15 protein-coding genes are annotated in these 17,810 nt (G+C 35.3%); 4 read left to right on the forward strand and 11 right to left on the reverse strand.

Translation table 11 applies throughout. The features are described from left to right. The first annotated feature begins 6 nt into the window (after nt 1-6). Nucleotides 7-477 carry an Lrp/AsnC ligand binding domain-containing protein gene (locus AC52CF_RS03045; RefSeq protein ID WP_076390855.1) on the forward strand — a complete coding sequence of 157 codons (471 nt, stop codon included), beginning with the start codon at nt 7-9 and terminating at the stop codon, nt 475-477. Between the two features lie 3 nt (nt 478-480). After that, on the forward strand, nt 481-1,227 hold the full coding sequence (gene deoC, locus AC52CF_RS03050) for a deoxyribose-phosphate aldolase (RefSeq protein ID WP_496518203.1): 747 nt from the start codon (nt 481-483) through the stop codon (nt 1,225-1,227). A 65-nt stretch (nt 1,228-1,292) separates the two neighbouring features. Here deoC and dusB read toward each other — a convergent pair whose 3' ends face one another. Both dusB and AC52CF_RS03060 read right to left on the reverse strand, forming a co-directional pair. Further along, nucleotides 1,293-2,291 (reverse strand): tRNA dihydrouridine synthase DusB, encoded by a 999-nt coding sequence (dusB, locus tag AC52CF_RS03055; protein WP_336688581.1) that lies wholly within the window; start codon nt 2,289-2,291, stop codon nt 1,293-1,295. Nucleotides 2,292-2,461: 170 nt separating this feature from the next. Next, entirely contained in the window at nt 2,462-5,674 is a 3,213-nt protein-coding gene (locus AC52CF_RS03060) for a DUF8818 domain-containing protein (RefSeq protein ID WP_496517833.1), read from the reverse strand. Between the two features lie 185 nt (nt 5,675-5,859). Between AC52CF_RS03060 and AC52CF_RS03065 the strand changes: the two genes are divergently transcribed. After that, nucleotides 5,860-6,687: a T9SS type A sorting domain-containing protein gene (locus AC52CF_RS03065; protein WP_214590836.1), complete on the forward strand. Its 828-nt coding sequence runs from the start codon at nt 5,860-5,862 to the stop codon at nt 6,685-6,687. Between the two features lie 80 nt (nt 6,688-6,767). On the opposite strand, the gene AC52CF_RS03070 is transcribed toward AC52CF_RS03065, so the two are convergent. The 9 genes from AC52CF_RS03070 to AC52CF_RS03110 all read right to left on the reverse strand — a co-directional run bounded on the left by AC52CF_RS03070 (nt 6,768) and on the right by AC52CF_RS03110 (nt 16,915). After that, the gene (locus AC52CF_RS03070; RefSeq protein WP_496517834.1) at nt 6,768-9,584 is read right to left on the reverse strand and encodes a gluzincin family metallopeptidase; all 2,817 of its coding nucleotides are present in this window, start codon (nt 9,582-9,584) and stop codon (nt 6,768-6,770) included. A 54-nt stretch (nt 9,585-9,638) separates the two neighbouring features. Next, complete coding sequence (gene pyrF, locus AC52CF_RS03075) at nt 9,639-11,018, reverse strand: orotidine-5'-phosphate decarboxylase (protein ID WP_375180945.1); 1,380 nt, start codon at nt 11,016-11,018, stop codon at nt 9,639-9,641. Nucleotides 11,019-11,242: 224 nt separating this feature from the next. Further along, on the reverse strand, nt 11,243-11,590 hold the full coding sequence (locus tag AC52CF_RS03080) for a YkvA family protein (RefSeq protein WP_375180944.1): 348 nt from the start codon (nt 11,588-11,590) through the stop codon (nt 11,243-11,245). An 82-nt stretch (nt 11,591-11,672) separates the two neighbouring features. Next, on the reverse strand, nt 11,673-12,212 hold the full coding sequence (locus AC52CF_RS03085; RefSeq protein ID WP_375180943.1) for a TlpA family protein disulfide reductase: 540 nt from the start codon (nt 12,210-12,212) through the stop codon (nt 11,673-11,675). Between the two features lie 14 nt (nt 12,213-12,226). Continuing rightward, nucleotides 12,227-12,979: a hypothetical protein gene (locus AC52CF_RS03090; protein WP_375180942.1), complete on the reverse strand. Its 753-nt coding sequence runs from the start codon at nt 12,977-12,979 to the stop codon at nt 12,227-12,229. Nucleotide 12,980: 1 nt separating this feature from the next. Beyond that, the gene (locus AC52CF_RS03095) at nt 12,981-13,544 is read right to left on the reverse strand and encodes a thioredoxin family protein (protein WP_375180941.1); all 564 of its coding nucleotides are present in this window, start codon (nt 13,542-13,544) and stop codon (nt 12,981-12,983) included. A 17-nt stretch (nt 13,545-13,561) separates the two neighbouring features. After that, nucleotides 13,562-14,632: a chorismate synthase gene (aroC, locus tag AC52CF_RS03100; protein ID WP_496517835.1), complete on the reverse strand. Its 1,071-nt coding sequence runs from the start codon at nt 14,630-14,632 to the stop codon at nt 13,562-13,564. A gap of 51 nt (nt 14,633-14,683) precedes the next feature. After that, complete coding sequence (locus AC52CF_RS03105; protein WP_375191158.1) at nt 14,684-16,318, reverse strand: LIC_10190 family membrane protein; 1,635 nt, start codon at nt 16,316-16,318, stop codon at nt 14,684-14,686. Nucleotides 16,319-16,372: 54 nt separating this feature from the next. Next, the gene (locus AC52CF_RS03110) at nt 16,373-16,915 is read right to left on the reverse strand and encodes a YMGG-like glycine zipper-containing protein (protein WP_214590830.1); all 543 of its coding nucleotides are present in this window, start codon (nt 16,913-16,915) and stop codon (nt 16,373-16,375) included. Nucleotides 16,916-17,143: 228 nt separating this feature from the next. Between AC52CF_RS03110 and AC52CF_RS03115 the strand changes: the two genes are divergently transcribed. After that, nucleotides 17,144-17,578: a hypothetical protein gene (locus tag AC52CF_RS03115; protein ID WP_375180938.1), complete on the forward strand. Its 435-nt coding sequence runs from the start codon at nt 17,144-17,146 to the stop codon at nt 17,576-17,578. Nucleotides 17,579-17,810 lie beyond the last annotated feature (232 nt).

Below are 17,810 nucleotides of genomic sequence, written 5' to 3' on the forward strand. Positions count from 1 at the left end.
GAAAGAATGAAAAATTCAAACAACACGAGTTATCAGTTAGATTCAATTGACAAGGAAATAATTTATATGCTGATGGATAATGCCAAATCATCATTAGCTCATATTTCAAAAAATGTAGGAATCTCCACGACGGCGGTTCACCAAAGAATAAAAAAACTTGAACAGGCAGGGGTTATAGAAAACTCTATATCCTTTCTGAATCCTAAAAAGATAGGATACAAAGTAATTTCTTACATTGGTGTATTTCTGGATCAGCCGAGCCATTATCCGGATATGGTAAAATCCCTGAAAGATATTAATGAAGTAGTAGAAGCGCATTATACCACAGGAAATTATACCATTTTTCTTAAAGTTCTTTGTAAAGACAACGATCATCTAATGCAGATTCTTAGTAAACTTCAGCAATTGAAAGGCGTTATAAGAACAGAAACTTTCATATCTTTGGAGCAGGGTATTTACAGACAACTGAAAGTATAATAGATTATGAATATTGCACAATATCTGGATTCAACATATTTGAAAACACCTGCACAGTCAGGACTTTCACAGGAAGAAACTTTACAGAAAGATATCGAACTTACACAGGAAGCGATAGATCACGGTATTTTTGCCGTAATGATCCGTCCGGATTATATTTCTGAGATTAAAAAGTATATTCAGGAAAAGAATTCAGATGTTGTCGTAGGAACGGTGATTGGGTTTCATGAAGGAACCTGCTCTGTAGATGAAAAACTTACAGAAGCTGAAAAAGCAATTGCTGACGGAGCAGATGAACTGGATTTTGTGATCAATTACAGTGCCTATCTGAAAGGTGATCTTGAGCTTGTAAAAGATGAGTTTGTAAAATGCACCAGGCTTAGTCTGGAACATCATAAAATTGCAAAATGGATCATTGAGATTGCAGCTTTAACTGATGAGCAAATTGCTGATCTTACCAAAAATATTTCTGATTGGGCAGAAGAGAACTTTTCTGAAAACGATTTGTCTAAAATTTTCGTAAAGTCTTCCACAGGTTTCTATGAGACAGAAGGAGGAAAACCCAACGGAGCAACATTTGAAGGAATTAAAATCATGCTGGAAAATGCCGGAAGACTTCCTGTAAAAGCAGCGGGAGGAGTGAGAACTCCGGAAGATGCAGAAAAAATGATTAATCTTGGTGTAAAAAGAATAGGAACTTCATCTGCATTGGCGTTAATTAAAAATCAATCAGCTTCGGAAGGATACTAAAGGAAAGGAAAAAACTAACAGTGAAAATAAAAAACCATCAACTTACTATTGATGGTTTCATTTTTTTATGCCTGTTGTGCTAAATATTCTGTATAAAACTCCTGTGTTTCTTTAATCAGCACATCCATTTCTTCTAAAGTGAATACTTCTAAAAATTTCTTTCTGAAATCTTTAAAGTGAGGAACTCCACGGAAATAATTGCTGTAATGCTGTCTCATTTCCACCAGTCCTAATCTTTCGCCTTTCCATTCTGCACTCCATTCTGCATGCTGACGAACCGCCAGTAAACGGTCTTCGATGGCAGGAGCCGGTAAATGTTCTCCGGTTTTAAAGAAATGCTTGATTTCGTTAAAAATCCAGGGATATCCAATCGCTGCACGACCAATCATGATTCCGTCGCAGGCATATTTCTGTTTGTATTCTAACGCTTTCTCAGGAGAATCAATATCACCATTTCCGAAAATCGGGATTTCAATATTAGGATTTTGCTTAATTCTTGAAATATGTTCCCAGTCTGCTTCGCCTTTGTACATCTGCGCGCGGGTTCTCGCATGAATGGTTAATGCTTTGATACCTGTTTCCTGAAGACGTTCTGCCACTTCATCAATATTAATGGAAGTGCTGTCCCAGCCTAAACGTGTTTTTACCGTTACAGGAAGACTTGTAGACCGTACTACGGCTTTGGTAAGACGAACCATCAGATCAATATCCTTTAAAACTCCTGCTCCAGCTCCTTTGCACACCACTTTTTTTACAGGACATCCGAAATTGATATCGACAAGATCCGGATTTACCGTTTCCACAATTCTTGCAGACATGGCCATCGCTTCTTCATCTCCTCCAAAAATCTGAATTCCGACAGGTCTTTCGTAATCGAAAATATCAAGTTTCTTACGGCTCTTGATGGCATCACGAATTAACCCTTCCGAAGAGATAAACTCCGAATACATTAAATCTGCCCCGTGCATTTTGCAGAGTCTTCTGAACGGCGGATCACTCACATCTTCCATCGGTGCGAGCAAAAGCGGAAATTCCGGCAGTTCTATATTGCCAATTTTTATCATGGTGCAAATTTACGAATTTCTGAGCATTTCAGAATTTGATAATTTCTATTAATGTAATTGCTGTTAATAAGAAGTGTATAAAACGAAAATCTTCCGGAAAATTATAATACTAAGCAAGAAATCTAAAAACCCTCAAATCCTCAAACTCTCCAACTCAAAACCCGCCGACTTTAGAAACTCGCTTTCACCTGCATACTTCCGATATGAATCGTACGGTCTCCGGAATTTCTGCCTTCATAATTTAAATTTAACTGAAGAAAAGAATTAATTGCCTGCTGAATGAAAACACTCCAAACCTGATTTTTCCCCGGTTTTAATCCATCCAACATCTGGTTTCCGACAATGCTGAAATTATTGCCGTTGAAATTATTATTGATGAATGAGAAATTTCCTCTGATAGACGTTTTTCTGCGTTCCCACTGAATGGTTCCCGTAACATCAAAAGCTTTCAATAATTCTTCTCCATCCACTCTCTGTTTCTGGCGGAATGCCGAAGAAAGTTCTGCCTGAATGGCATCGGTAAACTTATAGGTTGCTTTTGGTTTGGTTTCAAAATTATTAAGACGGTAATCTCTTGTCGCAAATAATTGCGAAGAGTTCTTAATGTCATGAACCGAATTTTCCCAGTCGATACGGAATTCTTTATTAAACCAATACCCGATATTCAGGAAGTGTGACACCTGTTCGCGTTCTTCATTACTGAAATTGGCATTAATGAGATTGTCATTGGAGATAAAACGGTAATTTCCGTTCCAGCCGGATTTATCGGTCGGACTGAATTGCGCGGAAGCCAGAATATTCTGGTTTTTAAGAATCATGTCATTACTCTTCTCAAAAGGATTTAAAACCAAAACCTTATCTTTTTTGAAGAATGAATTTTGTGAATTTAATGAAATATTGAAATTCCAGCGTTTTAAAAATTTATTTTCAGAATTAAAAATAATGGACGGATTCACAAATAAAGCCAGCTGAATTTTATTTTTGTTGGAAGGGATATAACGAACGGAATTCGTGTAAATCCTGATGTACTGCGCCAGATCGGAATATTCGGCAATTTCAAATTCATCAAGCTGCTGAACGCCATCTCCGTTGTAATCAGTCCATTTGTAAATTCCCTGTCCATCCGTCACTTTAATATACTGAAATTCCCTTTGCGCTTCCTGTCCGTTCCCAAGTTCATAGAAAGCCTGCAAACGCATTCCGTTCTTGAAAAGCTGCTGATTGTAAAGAATATTTCCGACAACGAAGTCATTATTTCTGGAAAGATCCACATCCTGATTCTGGTAAAAGAATTTTCTGTAGTGGAGTAGGGCATTCAGCGTTGTTTTATCTGTTTTAATGATCTGGCTTTCTGCCATAATTCCCAAAATATTATTCATATTCTGAAGCCGGTTATCTCTCACAGAATCATTGTCGCGCATATAAACTTTCGCCAATAGTTTGGTTCTTGTGCTGTCTCCGATCTTTTTCTGAACAAAAATTTCTTTCCAGCTGAAACTGGTAACATCCATCAGTTGAGTATCATTGTACTTCTTTTCGTTGTGTTCCATACTTCCGCCAATCGCCCAGCTTCCTTTTTTACCGGTAAACTCTGTGGAAACTCCGCCTCTGATGAATTTTGTGTCCTGAAGTACAGCATTGGTATTCAGATAAGATAAATTTCCTTTTGTGAAAAATTTACCGCTGATCCACCCAAAATCAAGATCATTCTTTATGCCTTTATAGGTTTCCTGCTCATCGAGATAATTGATTCTGTAATTTAAGGTAGATTTATTGTTCCATTTATTCAAAAAGCTGAAAATAAATCTGTTCTGTGTTCTTCCGCTGAATTCCTGTGCAAGGTTGAAATCTCTGGAGAATTCCACATCATTAATTCGGTCTAAAATATGAAACTGCTTGTCTATATATTGATATTCGAAATTCGGCGTTCCTTTCCAGTTGTTTTTGGTGAAGGTTTTATTTCCGAAAATTCTCCAGGCATATCCTATATTTTGTTGAGAATCTTTTGATGAAAATAAATTAACATCATAATTGCTCAAAGAAATATCGGCTCCTATTTTTCCGTCTTTCAATAAATATTCTGAATTTACAGAATACACCTGAGATTTTTCCGGTGAAGGAAGTTTTCTCACGGCACGGTAATCTCCCATGTTGGGACCAACGTATGCGAAAACACGTCCGTTGTTGGTGGTCTGCGTAATTTTATAGTCTCCTAAATTAGCCCCGAAATAGGTGTAAGAAACACTGTACAAAGTTTGTGTGGCATCAGTTGAAAATTCATAATAATTTCCTCCCGAGCCCTGAACCAGCTTATATAGAATCTTATTGACATCATATTCTGTAACCACTCCGGAAGGAGCATACATTAAATTCGGATTGTTTCCGGCTTCTGCAAGAATATGCTGATCTTCCTGTGAAAGATTTAAAGAAAGCGGTGCGTTTTTATTATCATTTTCCATAAACCAGTTTAGTCCGAGCTTAAGTTTTTCCCTTTTATGCTCAATTTTTCCGGTAAATAAATACCTTGAGTAATTTCTGTTGGTATAATTATAAGATATCGTAATGAAATTCTGCTGGAAGATCGGTCGGAAACTGGTAAAAGTAACTTCTCCGGTATTGTAATTGATAATGTAATCCTGATTTTCACCACGCTTCATGAGAATACCATCGATGAAAACCTGTTCAGAACCCGAAATTAAGGTGATAAACTGTTCGCCATTTTTTCCGGTTAAACGGTAAGGTCCCTGATTTCCTTCCACCCCCTGAAAACGGATTCTGTGAAACTCACTTCGCGCAACGCCCATAGAAACATCCACAAACGTTTTGTTTTCTTTCCCGAATTCCGTCTGAAATTCGAGTCCCATACTTCTTCGCTGATATTTAGCGAAATAATTTTTAGCTTCAACCAAATCCAGGTGTCCCGCTCTCAATATCGATTTATCCTTGATATTAAGCTGCATATAAATTTTGTCGAATTCCTCAAGCGTTTGTGTATATCCATCCGCCTGAATAGGGAGATTGTGATCCGAAATACTTGCAAGAATAGTTACATCTTTCGAAAGTCTTCCGGAAATCTGCAAATCCATAGAACTTTGTACAGATTGCCCCTGATTGTTACCAAATGTAATTCCGCGAATGATAGATCCTTTAGAGTTTAATTCCCCTAAAAATCTTTTTTTATCATTTTTTGCAATAACCCCTTCATCTACAACAATTCTGTTATTGGTTTTTATAAAATCCAACGTATCTTTTGCGAAAATATCCTGCTCAAATCTGGCTGCGAGAATGCTGTCCTGTTTAAGGCTGTCATTTTTAAGATTGGATTGCGGAAGATTGGGATTTTTCCATGTAAATATCTGAGCATTTCCCGAAAATATGCCCACGAACAACAATACGAATATCAGAATAAAATTTCGCAAATCTTAAAAATAATGCGTAAAAATACTTAAAAATACTTTATGGAAAGGGTTTTAGTATTATTAACAGAAAATTAACCTAATTATTGCATTACTAAAAAAAAATGGCGTAATTTTGGCTTGTAAATTATTAATAATTAAATTTTTAAATCATGAAAAAGATTTTTACTATTTTGGGTGTTGTAGTTGCAGGTATTTCTGCAAATGCACAAATCGTAATTAATGAAGTTTATGGAGGTGGTGGAAATTCTGGTGCACCATATAAAAATGACTTCATCGAATTAAAAAATATCGGCTCCACAACTGTTACTTTAACGGGTGCATATATACAATATGCTTCAGCAACAGGAACATTCAATGGTGGTACAAGTACACATTCTTTGCCTGATATTACTTTAGCGCCCGGAAAAACTTATTTAATTGCTGAGGCTGGAGGAGCTAATGGTGTAGACCTGCCAACTGCTGATGCAACAGGAACGATTAATATGTCAGGAACTGCAGGTAAAGTTGCTTTAACTTCAAGCGCAACTTCAATCACCTCTGCAACAGGTTCTACAGTGATTGATTTTGTAGGATTTGGTGCTACTGCAAACTTATACGAAGGTACAGGACCTGCTCCAGCACCATCAAATACGACTTCAATCTCAAGAAGCTCTGGTGATACTAATAATAATGCTACAGATTTTGTTACTGGTGCTCCAACTCCGCAAAATTCTTCCTCAGGAACTTTAGCCGTTACAGATTTATCCACAGTAAAAGGGGGTAACTTCGTTAAAAACACTTTCGTTAAGAATGATGAGATTACTTTCGGATCTGCAGCTAAAGATGTAAAAGTATACAATATGTTAGGACAAATTGTTAAAACAGCTTCAGTAAAAGAAAATGAGTCTGTAAGCGTTGCTGAATTACAAAAAGGAAATTACATTGTAACAGGTACTGTAAACAATAAACCAGTTTCTCAAAAAATCCTGAAAGACTAATTTAGCTCTTAAGCATTAAAATAATAAAAGCCTCAGATTTCAAATCTGAGGCTTTTTTATGAAGTAATTTCAGTTATTTTTTAATACCAGCCTCTTCTCGCTGCATTAATAATAGAACTCAGATTAAGAATTAAAGTATATCTTATTCTTTTTCCGTAATCTTTAAAGCCGGGTTCAAAACCTAAAGAAGATTGCACAGGAAGATAAATTTCAAGAAAATCGGGGATGATTCTCACTTTTACGCCACTGTCCCAGATAAATTTCGTCGATTGATTTTTATTGTCATAAACTCCTGCATCTGCATAGACGTGGAAAATTTTCCATACACTCGTATCTACATTTACCGAAGTAATCCATTTATTTACACTTCCCGGAATGAATGACTTAAATCCACCGTCTGCCAAAACATACTGTTGGGAAAGAATTCCGCCTGTTGCACTCTGTCCCAATAAATTATAGGAAAAAGAATAGTCTGAAACTCTGGAAATCCCGTAATTGAAAGTATTATTTCTTGTATTGTTTTTAATAAAATATCCTGCGAATAAACGTACACTCAATTTTTGTCTTGGTGCAAATTCCCATCGGTAAAAGCCTTCTGCGGTTACTTTATGAAAATCTTCCATCCATTGCGTACTTACGCCCAGACTTTTTTCATGAATACTCTGGCTGTCATTATAACCATATCCAACACTCCAGAGACTGTACTGGTCATAGTCCTTATTGGCAATCATCAAGGCGTTAAGATCTCTTTCAAAATAATTATAAGAAACGCCTAAACTTCTGCTCACCGTACTTCTCGGATTTTTTCGGAAATTTAAATTTGAATAAATAGAAGCTTTTCGGTAGGCAAGATCATAATCATAATGAAAATAAGATCCTGAAACTCCGAAAGTAAGACTTCGGATAATACTTTCAGCAGGAAGAAATGAGTAAGCAATAGCTCCTGAACCTGTAAGCTTTCCTGTTCCGGTACTGTAAGTCGGAGTAAGTGAATAAAGAAACTTCTGATCAAAAAACGACTGGTTTTTAAAGTTAAATCCGATTAGGAATTTATCGTACGTATTGCTGAAACGTACTCTCGGATTGATATAGATTTCATTGAACTCAGGATTCGGAATATCTTTAATCAGTTTAAGTTTTATTTTCCGCATGTTGGAAAAGAAACCTTTTGCATACAGAAAATTATCTCTGTAATTTGCTTCGGGGAAAATATAATCGTCATTCAGCGTTATTTTATAGGTATCTAAAGCCGGAATTGAGAATTTTTTTTCCTTTTGGTTTTCATCCGTTTCAACCCAATATTCTGTGGTTTTACCATTTTTTGACGTTGTCTGCAATTTTACCGGAATGTTTTCATCTGTATTTTTATGAATGGTTACATTCAGAGAATCACCTTCTCTTTTAAATTTTCTCAGCTTAAAATTTACCCTGTTTTTATGCTCAAGAAATTCCGGGAGGTAGGCTGTTCTCTTATCTTTTTCTGCCAATTCTTTTAAGAAATCAGCAGGATTAATCTCTTTGTCGGTATTTTTAGCAATGAAATCTTTTACAAGAGTTTCAAAATTTCCGTAACCCATTTTGTCGGCGGAATAATTGAAAAGGGTTCCCGTTTCAAAATTACTGATCGCCATATCGTTAAAATTACTCAGGTCAGAATAATTTTCATCAATTTTCTGATCCAGATTCTGAGACATGATGTATTGATATGCCAAACCATATCTTTCGGTCAGTTTTACATCCGAAGCATGAAATAATTTTAAAGGTTTTACCCCGAAAATTTTCGTTTCAGGAAAATTTCCCAGCAATTTGGTGTTGGCGTAGAATTTTTTGAGGTACTGAATTTCCAGATAAGATTTCAGTCCGTTTCGGAACCAGTGATGATCCTGTTGGTCGGTAATGATAATTTCATCCAAAACTTTTTTGGCAACAATTCCGAAATAATCAAGATCTGTTTTTTCAGCATCGGTAAAAAGCTGGAATCTGAATTTCCAGAAGGTAATGTCATTATTTCCGAAAAAATCTTCTTTATTTCTGAATTTATCTGAAATAAAAATTCTTTCAGGAATCGATCCTATTCTTTCCTTGATAAATTTTAAATGAAGTGGAAGGTAAAATTCCAGGCTTTCTTTTTCTTCAGGCTTTAAATTATAACCGAATTTAATTTCCGTATGAATATCATTTGTATTGATATTAATGGATGGATACTCATTTTGTGAAATCAAAAACTCAGGATCAGAATCCAGATAACCGTTGAAGGAATTGATCTGTGTCTGCAAAAGATTACTTTCTGCAATATAATTAACAGGAAGATCTAAGTTTACCGTCCAGAATGTATTATAACTTACGGTTTCCTCGATATCGGCGTAATCTCTTTTGGAAATATTGTCCGGATCAAAGCGATCCGGAACAATAAAGAAATATTTTAAAGCTACATTATTATCAGAAGTTCCATATCCTGTAAATTTCTTATCAGGAAGCTGAATCTGATATTGTAGCTGAAGTTTTACTTTTTCTCCGGGTTTCAGAGCTTCTTTCAAAGGAAGAAAAATATTTTCCTGAGAAGTTTCTGCTACAGGAATTTCTTCACCTGAATTTTTGACCTGTAAATTCAGCAGTTTACCCAATTCATTTTTTTTGGCAAAATGAAGATCGGTATTTCTGTCTTCCAGCTTTCGGTAGACCAGAGAAGTTCCGCGCTTGTTGTAAGCGGCGACCCAATTCAAAAGCTTAATGGTGTTAAGATCTTTTTCCGAATTATTGAAATACACAATTTCTTCGGTTACATCGAGCATCTTTTTATCCTGAGATAATTTAGCCCCGATATAAATACTATCTTTCTGTGCAGAAACTTCTGCAACACCCAAAAACAAAATAAGACAAATACTGATTCTTTTCAAAATTCCTGATAAAGTATCAAATATAACTTATTTTGCAGAGATTCCACAAAGATTTTAGTGCTGAACTTCTTTTTTTTCTAAAGAATTTAAATATGCTTTCCAGCCTTCGTTTTTATAAGTCTGGGCTGCCTGTTCTGCATTTTCAGCTTTATAAATTCCTCTTCCTACAATAATGAAATCTGTATGAAGTGTTTTGAAAACGTGTTCCGGAGTATTGTACTGCTGTCCTTTTCCGTCTCCCGAATCGGCTAAATTTACACCCGGCGTGAATAATAACATTTCCTCAGGAAGCGCATTTTGAGAAACACCTCCGATAACATTCGGGTGCGATGAAGCTATTTTTAAAGCTTCTTCACGATAAGCACTTGTTGTTAACGCTCCTTTCGAAGACATTCCGATGATGGCTACAACGCCTACATTTTTGAAGCAGTCTAAAGATTCAAAACCTCCGATTACCTGAGAAGTTACAAAATCTGCCCAGTCTGTAATTTTAAAAACACCGCTTGTAAATTGAAGTTCCTGCGTGTTTCCGATGTCTGCAAATTTTCTGTCTTCCATTAAAAGGAAATTGTGTTTTGCAGCAAGAGCTTTTAATGGAGTAATGGTTTTTTCGTATTCAAAATCCGAAATAATATCAATATGAGTTTTTAAAGCAATAACGTGTGGTCCTACTTTTTCAGCTAAATCTAATAATTCCTGAGTCGTGGTAACATCTGCAGAAGCGATTAAATTAGACTGTTTTGCTAAAGCGGTTTCCAGTAATTTTTTGGAAACTGAATGTTGTGCGGCTTCTAATTTCTGTTCGTAAGAAGGTCTTACTTTTTCTTCAAACTGAATATAGTTTCCCTGTAAAAAATCCTGAATTCTCTTTACTTCATCATCCGTAAGTTCGCCGTTTTCACGAAGAATGGTGCAGACTTCAGAAATATTGAATAGGGTGTGAACTCTGTAGCCACGGCTTTCCAGAAGCTCTTTTCCGCCCTGCTCTCTGTCTAAAACCACAACAATGTCTGCAACTTTGATGTCTTCCTGCTCAACTTCTGCAATGGTTTCAATTAAAGATTTTCCGGAGGTAATGACGTCTTCCACCAAAAGACAGTTTTGTCCTTTCTGGTAAATTCCTTCGATCAGTTTTTTAGTTCCGTAGTTTTTCGCTTCTTTTCTTTTAATAATTAACGGAATATAGCTTTCCAGAGACATCGCTGTAGCCATCGGAAGTGCTGCATAAGGAACTCCGCAGATCAGATCAAAATTATCCAAAGGAAGCATATCCAGTAAATAATTGGCTAAATTTTTTAAAATTTTCGGATCTGAAGCCAAAGGTCTTAAATCTACATAAAAAGGGCTTTCGATTCCGCTTTTCAGGGTAAATCTTCCGAATTTAATGATGCCCAGTTTGTAGCACTCCAAAAAGAATTCTTTTTTACTTTCCATTATTTTTTATTAGATGTTGCAAATTTAAGGAAATGATGTTAAATGTCAATTGTGAATTTTGTTCCGTTTTTTTAAACACGAATGAAACGAATGTTTTCACGAATATCACAAAATTACTCTGCGAAACATTAAAATCAGCGAGATTAAAAATTAGGATTCGCCTTTAGCATTTCTCCATAAAAAAACCACTCGTAAAACGAATGGCTTTTAATAGTATCTTCAAATTATTTTACAATTTCGGCATCGATTATTTTCGTGCTGCCCGAATTATATTTTTGCTCGGTTTCCCAAAGAAGGAATTTATCTACCTCTTTAATCAGTTTCGGAATTGCCAGTGATAAAACAGCAAGGTCATCCAGAACGCCAATTACAGGGACGGCAACTTCCGGCAGAAGATCAATCGGGGAGATCACATATAACAATCCCAACAAGGGCAGAATAATATCAATGGATCTCATCGGATATTCTCCTTTTCTCCACATTTTTATCATTCTGAAAATATCAGGGATTTTTTTCACGAAACCTTTATGGTTTATTGCTTCTTTTGCCAGATTCAGTTTAGAATACTTCATTTTGTGTTTAGGTTTAAATAATTTTTTTAACTCTGTAAATTTCGCAAATTCTGTACCAATAATTTACAAAATTTAGTTAAAATTATTTAATAATATTATCTATAAACTGATGGGTAGATTCTGTATTCCAGTCTCTTGAAGCATCTTCTTTAATTAAAATTCTTCCGTCTTTATCCAGCAAATAGGTTGTAGGAAACACTTTCGGAAGGATTTTCTCTGAAATCGGACTTTGCGCAATGTACACAGGAACATTATAATTATTTTCTTTCAGAAATTTTCTTACCGCATCCTCTTTGTCTTCCATGGCGATTAAAACAAAATTTACATGATCTTTTCTGGTATCATACAGTTTCTGGATCGAAGGCCATTCTTTTCTACACGGAGCACACCATGTTCCCCAGAAATTAAGGAAAACCGCCTTGTCTTTAAAAGCTTTAAGATTGGTATCGGGAACATTAATTCCTTTCAGGTCAATATCATAATCTTCTTCGCTGATGTGTACCGCATTTTCAATCGTTGCTACCGGAAAAAATGCTTCCTGCAGTTTCTCCTTTACTCCCGGAATAAATGCGATAATGGCAATAACCGCGATCAGTACAATGTAAATTATATTTTTTTTCATTAAATCTCTATTATTTATTTTGTCCCAATATATTGAAAGTAATTATTATTAAGCTGGTAAATCAGAAATTTTTTTGAAACAATACCGTCTTTATTAACAATTGGAATGTACAATTTGTCTTTTTGAAATGAAATTAATTTCAGCGGACGTTCCGGTCTGTCTACAACGCTGAAAAAGTCAAAATCAACCTTAATTTTATTGAGAGTTGTTGTTTTTGTTTTAAAAATCTTATCAGAATCAATTAACTGATCTTTTCGGATTGTAAATGCCTGAATTGCCTGAGCTTGATCTTTCGTAGAAAAAATTCCGTTAGAAATAACAAGATAATACATCTGATTATTAAGAGGAACTTTTACAATTTCCGAAATAAAATAAGGAGTATCAGACTGTTCTTTATTATAAATGGTTTTTACTTTTCCATTTGAGGAATATTGAATGATCTGATCGAAGCTTTTCATTGTTCCTCCCAATTCTGTATCCCAAACATAAAATCTGAGTTTTTTATCTTCGGAGGTAATGACGTTTACTTTATTATTCAAATTTTTAAAGTTATACGACAGTGTTTCAGGATTTTCGGAAATGAATTTCTTGAATTCTGCAGAAAAATGTAAAGATTGAGATTCTTTACTGTTGTAGTCCTCATTCTGAGAAAATTTTTCATATTCTTTTGAAAAAAATAATTCTTTATTTTCAAGCTTTGAATTTTGAGCATTCAGAAAATTCGAAATGCATAGAATTACAACAAAAAATCTGAAAAATTTCGACATATTACAACAATTCTAAAATTTCCTGAACGGCGTCTTTTCCTCTGTTCTTCGCATAATACACCTGAAGATCGTTATAGAAATGATCTTTAGTATATACTTCAGGATCAGCTTTGTATTTCATCAGAAGTTCTGTTCCGAATTTCGGACGCGGTCCCCAGGAATTTTTTACGTTAAAATCTTTATCCAGAATAATCACTTTCGGGATGGATTCGGTTCCGTTCGTTAAAAACTGACTGATTAAACTCTTGTCGCTGTCTCTCAGGAAAATGCGAACCTCATTTTTACTTTCGAAAAATTTAACCAAAGCAGGAACGGTCGCACTTGCATCACCACACCAAACCTCAGAAATAATTAAAATTTTACCGTCGAAATTTTTAGATTCTAACTGTTTTAGCTGTTCTTCATCCGCCACATACTTCTTTAAAGTTCTGTCGATTCTCTGAAGTCCAAGTTCGTAATAGGGTTTATAATCTGCTTCCTGCTGATCGGAAGGGTTTTCTAATCTCTGTTTTCCAATTTCCACATAATCTTCGAAAGAGATGCCTTTATCCCAGTAATTTTTCACTGCTAAAATTATGATGTTTAAAAATTATTGATGTTTCTTGTTTTGTTGATGAGGAATAAATCTGCCAGAACAAACGCCGCCAGACTTTCCACCACCGGAACTGCTCTTGGAAGAACGCATGGATCATGACGTCCTTTTCCTTCTACAATTGCCGGATTTCCGTATTTATCCACGCTTTCCTGAGGTCTTAAAATCGTTGCTACAGGTTTGAAAGCCACACGGAAATAAATATCCATTCCGTTGGAAATTCCGCCCTGAATTCCTCCTGAAAGATTTGATTTTGTGGTAAAATCTTCGTTAAAAAGATCATTATGTTCTTTTCCGGTCATTTTTGCACCGCAGAAACCGCTTCCGTATTCGAAACCTTTTGCCGCATTGATGTTGAGCATGGCTTTTCCTAATTCAGCCTGAAGTTTTGAGAAAACCGGTTCGCCGATTCCTACAGGAACATTTTTAATCACGCAGGTAATCGTTCCGCCAATCGTGTTTCCTTCTTTTTTGATTTCTTTGATTCTTTCGATCATTTTTTCTGCCGTTTCCGCATCCGGACAACGCACTTCATTGGTTTCGGTTTTCGAAAAATCCAAAGCCTGATAAGGTTTTTCGCAGAAAATTTCGCCTACGGAAGAAACGTATGCGTTGATCTCGATATCCGATAAAAATTGTTTTGCTAAAGCTCCGGCAACCACCCAGTTGATGGTTTCTCTTGCAGAAGATTTTCCGCCGCCGCGATAATCCCTCAATCCGTATTTCTGATCATAAGTAAAATCGGCATGACTCGGACGATAAGATTCCGCTATATGATCATAATCTTTTGATTTCTGATTTTCGTTTTCGATGATGAATCCGATGGGAGTTCCTGTTGTCTTTCCTTCAAAAATTCCTGAAAGAAATTTCACCGTATCACTTTCTTTTCTTTGGGTTACGATTGCGGACTGTCCCGGTCTTCTGCGATCCAATTCGTACTGAATTTTATCGAAATCTACCGTTAAACCTGCCGGAAAATTATTAATGATTCCACCGTAAGCCAGACCGTGACTTTCTCCAAATGTTGTAAGACTGAGAAGATTACCTAAAGTATTTAACATACTACAAATTTAAGGCTTTTTCTTCAGATAAAAAGGATCTGGAGATATGATCTATTTACCAAGAGGATTGATGGTATGAATGACAGATTTTGCCTGTTTCCTTTCTTCATTATTTAATTTTTTCCAGATAAATCCTTTTTTAAGATCTGTATTATCGATGAGTTGAGGAAATATGCCCGCTTTTTCATCCTGTGAAACGTAGCCTGCGGAAATAGCAGGGATTTTAGAATCGTAATTAAAAGGATAATTTTCCGAAACATGAAAGTTTAAATTACCAACTCTGAAAGAATCAAACTTTGTGCTTTCATAGACTGAAGGTTTGTACAACTGTTCTTTTTCAAATTTTCCCATGAAGTTTCCGGGGTTAAAACTTGGAAAATACGTCTGCAAAATATTCGGGAAAGTTAAAAAGCTAACAAAGATGATGCTTAAACCAGAAAATACAATAAGAGATTTTTTTTGATTGAAATAATCAACAAACAGTAAAAAGAAAATCACAAAAAAGACATCCATAAAAAATCTGTACTGTGCTGAAAAAAGAAGAACCAAAATACTTTTAATGATAAGTGAGATACAGATAAAAGTAATGATTCTGTTTTTTTTGATGAAGGTAAAAACAGTGAAGATGATTAAACTAACAATAAAAAGTAAATTTATTTTTGCTTTGATTCCGTTTAAAAAAATCCAGTTTCTGATGTAATCAATAGCAGAAAATTTCTGAATTTCTTCGTACGAATACTGCATATCATATGTTTTCTGAATGGCGAACTGAGAAGATATTTTTAAAACCTCAGAATTGGGTTTCCAGCTTACTCCTAAGTCTATTATTGAAACAGGGAAAACCGGATAACCGAAAGTATATATGTTTTTAACAAAGAACAGGAAGCCGATTAAAATTCCCAAGGTTAAATTTTTTAAGTTAGATTTCAAAATAAAAACAGAGTAGAGAAAACTTAAAACCGGCAGCCAGATCATAGTAGGTTTAATGATAAAAACAAAAACCGAAAAAGCGAATAGGAGAGTGGTCTGCTTATTTTCCCTTAAGATTTCATTTAAAATAATGACTGAAAAAATAATGACGGGGAGATCCGGACTTGGCGACTGGCAGAACAATAGTAGAACCGGAATGAAGCAAAGCTGAATCCAGCTTTTTTTTTCTACTATATATAAGGTATAAATAATTAGTACAACAGAATTGATTCTTAAAAACGGATCGGTAAAATTTGAAAATCCCGCCTGGAAAATATGCCAGACCGACATTTGTCCCAACGTGAGATCGAGGTTTGAAATACCTTTTACCAAGCCAAATTCTTTCAGCCATTTTATGGTGGGAACATAATATCCGAAATGGTCTAAAATATAAGGGTAAAAAGATCCGCAGTATACAATAATTAATGAAATTGCAGCAATCAGCGAAAAATCTTTTTTTGAAAAGGCGATAAAATCTTTATAAAGTTTATCCTTAAAAAAATAAATCAATCCTATCGCAATTGTAGAAAATTCTACATAGCTGTTTAAAGAGATAAAAAAAGCAGCAATTGTCCACAATAAACTTATTCCAAGAATTCCCAAAAATATTTTTCCGGATACGCCTTCCCATAATTTTCCTGAAAAATTTTCTGTAATTTTCCCTATTCCCATTAAAACAGGAAGAAGCAAAAGGGTAGAAAAAAAAAGTAGAATCATAAAAAAAGATTGCCTAAAAATAAGCAATCTTTTTTTGTTATCGTGAAAATAAAATTATCTTGGCTGGACTCTTCCGCTTTTTCTGTCCTGCGCTCTACCCAGAGTATAACCGGTAGCACCACCAATTACACCACCAATGGCAGCACCCGCTCCCGGACTTTTCTTATTAACAATCGCTCCTAAAGCGGCTCCTCCTACAGCACCAATAATGGTACCTTTTGCGGCTTCACTCATCCCTTTTTTCTTTGCGGTGGTCTGGGAAGAAGTTCCGTTATTGGCATAAGTCCCGCTGTTGGAAGAAGAACTTCTGCTCGGTCTGTCTCTGTATACTGTACGTGTTTCTCTTATTACCTGCGGTTTAGCATTGGCTGCCGCTGTTTTGGCTTGCTGAACTTCTAAAACACTGTCGGCTTTTTTCTGTGCTTCATAAGCCATTTTTTCTTTTTCAATGGCTAATTTTTGTTTCTCAATTTCCAATTGTCTCATCTGGAACTCCATTTTCTGCTGTTCCAAAGATTGTTGGGCTATCTGGTCGTCTTTTTTACAGGCGGTCAGTAAAAATACAGACATCAGTCCTGTTAATACTATACTTTTCATAACTCAAATTTTTATAAGGATTTTAAGTCAATCCAATTTCGATGTTATTTCTATTTTCAATTATGAAGCCAAAAATCCGTTAAGTAATGTTAAAATTTTTAAATGAATCTTAATATTTTGTTGAATTCCTTTATTAATAACGGTTTTGAAATGTAAAAATTTATTGATTTTTACTTGAAAATGGATTAATATGAATTTTTTATATTTGATTTACCAAATTACATTATTATGAAAAATTCAATTGTAAAAGTTGTGCTTTTTGCAGGAGTAATTGCTGCTGTAAGCTCATTTTCGGCATCTAAAAATGATTCTGAAAAAAAACATTCACCTTCTCAATCTGTTGTCCAGACAGAAACTTACCAGATCCGGTTTGGATTGCAGAATCAGAATGGTACTAAAACACTTTCGGGGAGTTATGATCTCGGAAACTTTGTAGCAACCAATACTGTAACCGGAGAAACTTTTGAAACCTATGGCGGTAGCGGAATGCAGTCTTTACCACAATATTTTGATGGTCTTCCGGAAGGTACTTATACCTTCACAGCAACTCAGGGACAAGGCGGATGGGTAGGATACGGATCTGTAACGGCAGAGGTTTCTGAAGCCAAAGTAGATTCTGACGGATATGTCACGATTTATGTTCCTATCGCATGGGAAGAATAATTTGAAATTTACTTTAAAAATTAATTTGTGTAGCCTCCTTAATCGGGAGGCTATTTTTAATTTAGCCAACAGAATTTTATTTTATTTACATCGGATTATTATTAAACATGAATTTATTAAGGTCGGAAATGTGTTATAATAAAACAGAAAAGATGACGTTATTAAAAAAATAAATATTCTAAGTTAATGAACTGTATAGTTAAAATTTGATGCGTTTTTTGTAAAAATATTG

The organism is Chryseobacterium sp. 2P, from assembly GCF_059579425.1.

Bases quoted from the DNA above. Each gene is read 5' to 3' on its own strand.
- AC52CF_RS03085 (WP_375180943.1), bottom strand. From the start codon at position 12,212: ATGAAAAAAAATATAATTTACATTGTACTGATCGCGGTTATTGCCATT.
- AC52CF_RS03110 (WP_214590830.1), bottom strand. From the start codon at position 16,915: ATGAAAAGTATAGTATTAACAGGACTGATGTCTGTATTTTTACTGACC.
- pyrF (WP_375180945.1), bottom strand. From the start codon at position 11,018: ATGGAAAGTAAAAAAGAATTCTTTTTGGAGTGCTACAAACTGGGCATC.
- AC52CF_RS03065 (WP_214590836.1), top strand. From the start codon at position 5,860: ATGAAAAAGATTTTTACTATTTTGGGTGTTGTAGTTGCAGGTATTTCT.
- dusB (WP_336688581.1), bottom strand. From the start codon at position 2,291: ATGATAAAAATTGGCAATATAGAACTGCCGGAATTTCCGCTTTTGCTC.
- aroC (WP_496517835.1), bottom strand. From the start codon at position 14,632: ATGTTAAATACTTTAGGTAATCTTCTCAGTCTTACAACATTTGGAGAA.
- AC52CF_RS03090 (WP_375180942.1), bottom strand. From the start codon at position 12,979: ATGTCGAAATTTTTCAGATTTTTTGTTGTAATTCTATGCATTTCGAAT.
- AC52CF_RS03115 (WP_375180938.1), top strand. From the start codon at position 17,144: ATGAAAAATTCAATTGTAAAAGTTGTGCTTTTTGCAGGAGTAATTGCT.
- AC52CF_RS03080 (WP_375180944.1), bottom strand. From the start codon at position 11,590: ATGAAGTATTCTAAACTGAATCTGGCAAAAGAAGCAATAAACCATAAA.
- AC52CF_RS03045 (WP_076390855.1), top strand. From the start codon at position 7: ATGAAAAATTCAAACAACACGAGTTATCAGTTAGATTCAATTGACAAG.
- AC52CF_RS03105 (WP_375191158.1), bottom strand. From the start codon at position 16,318: ATGATTCTACTTTTTTTTTCTACCCTTTTGCTTCTTCCTGTTTTAATG.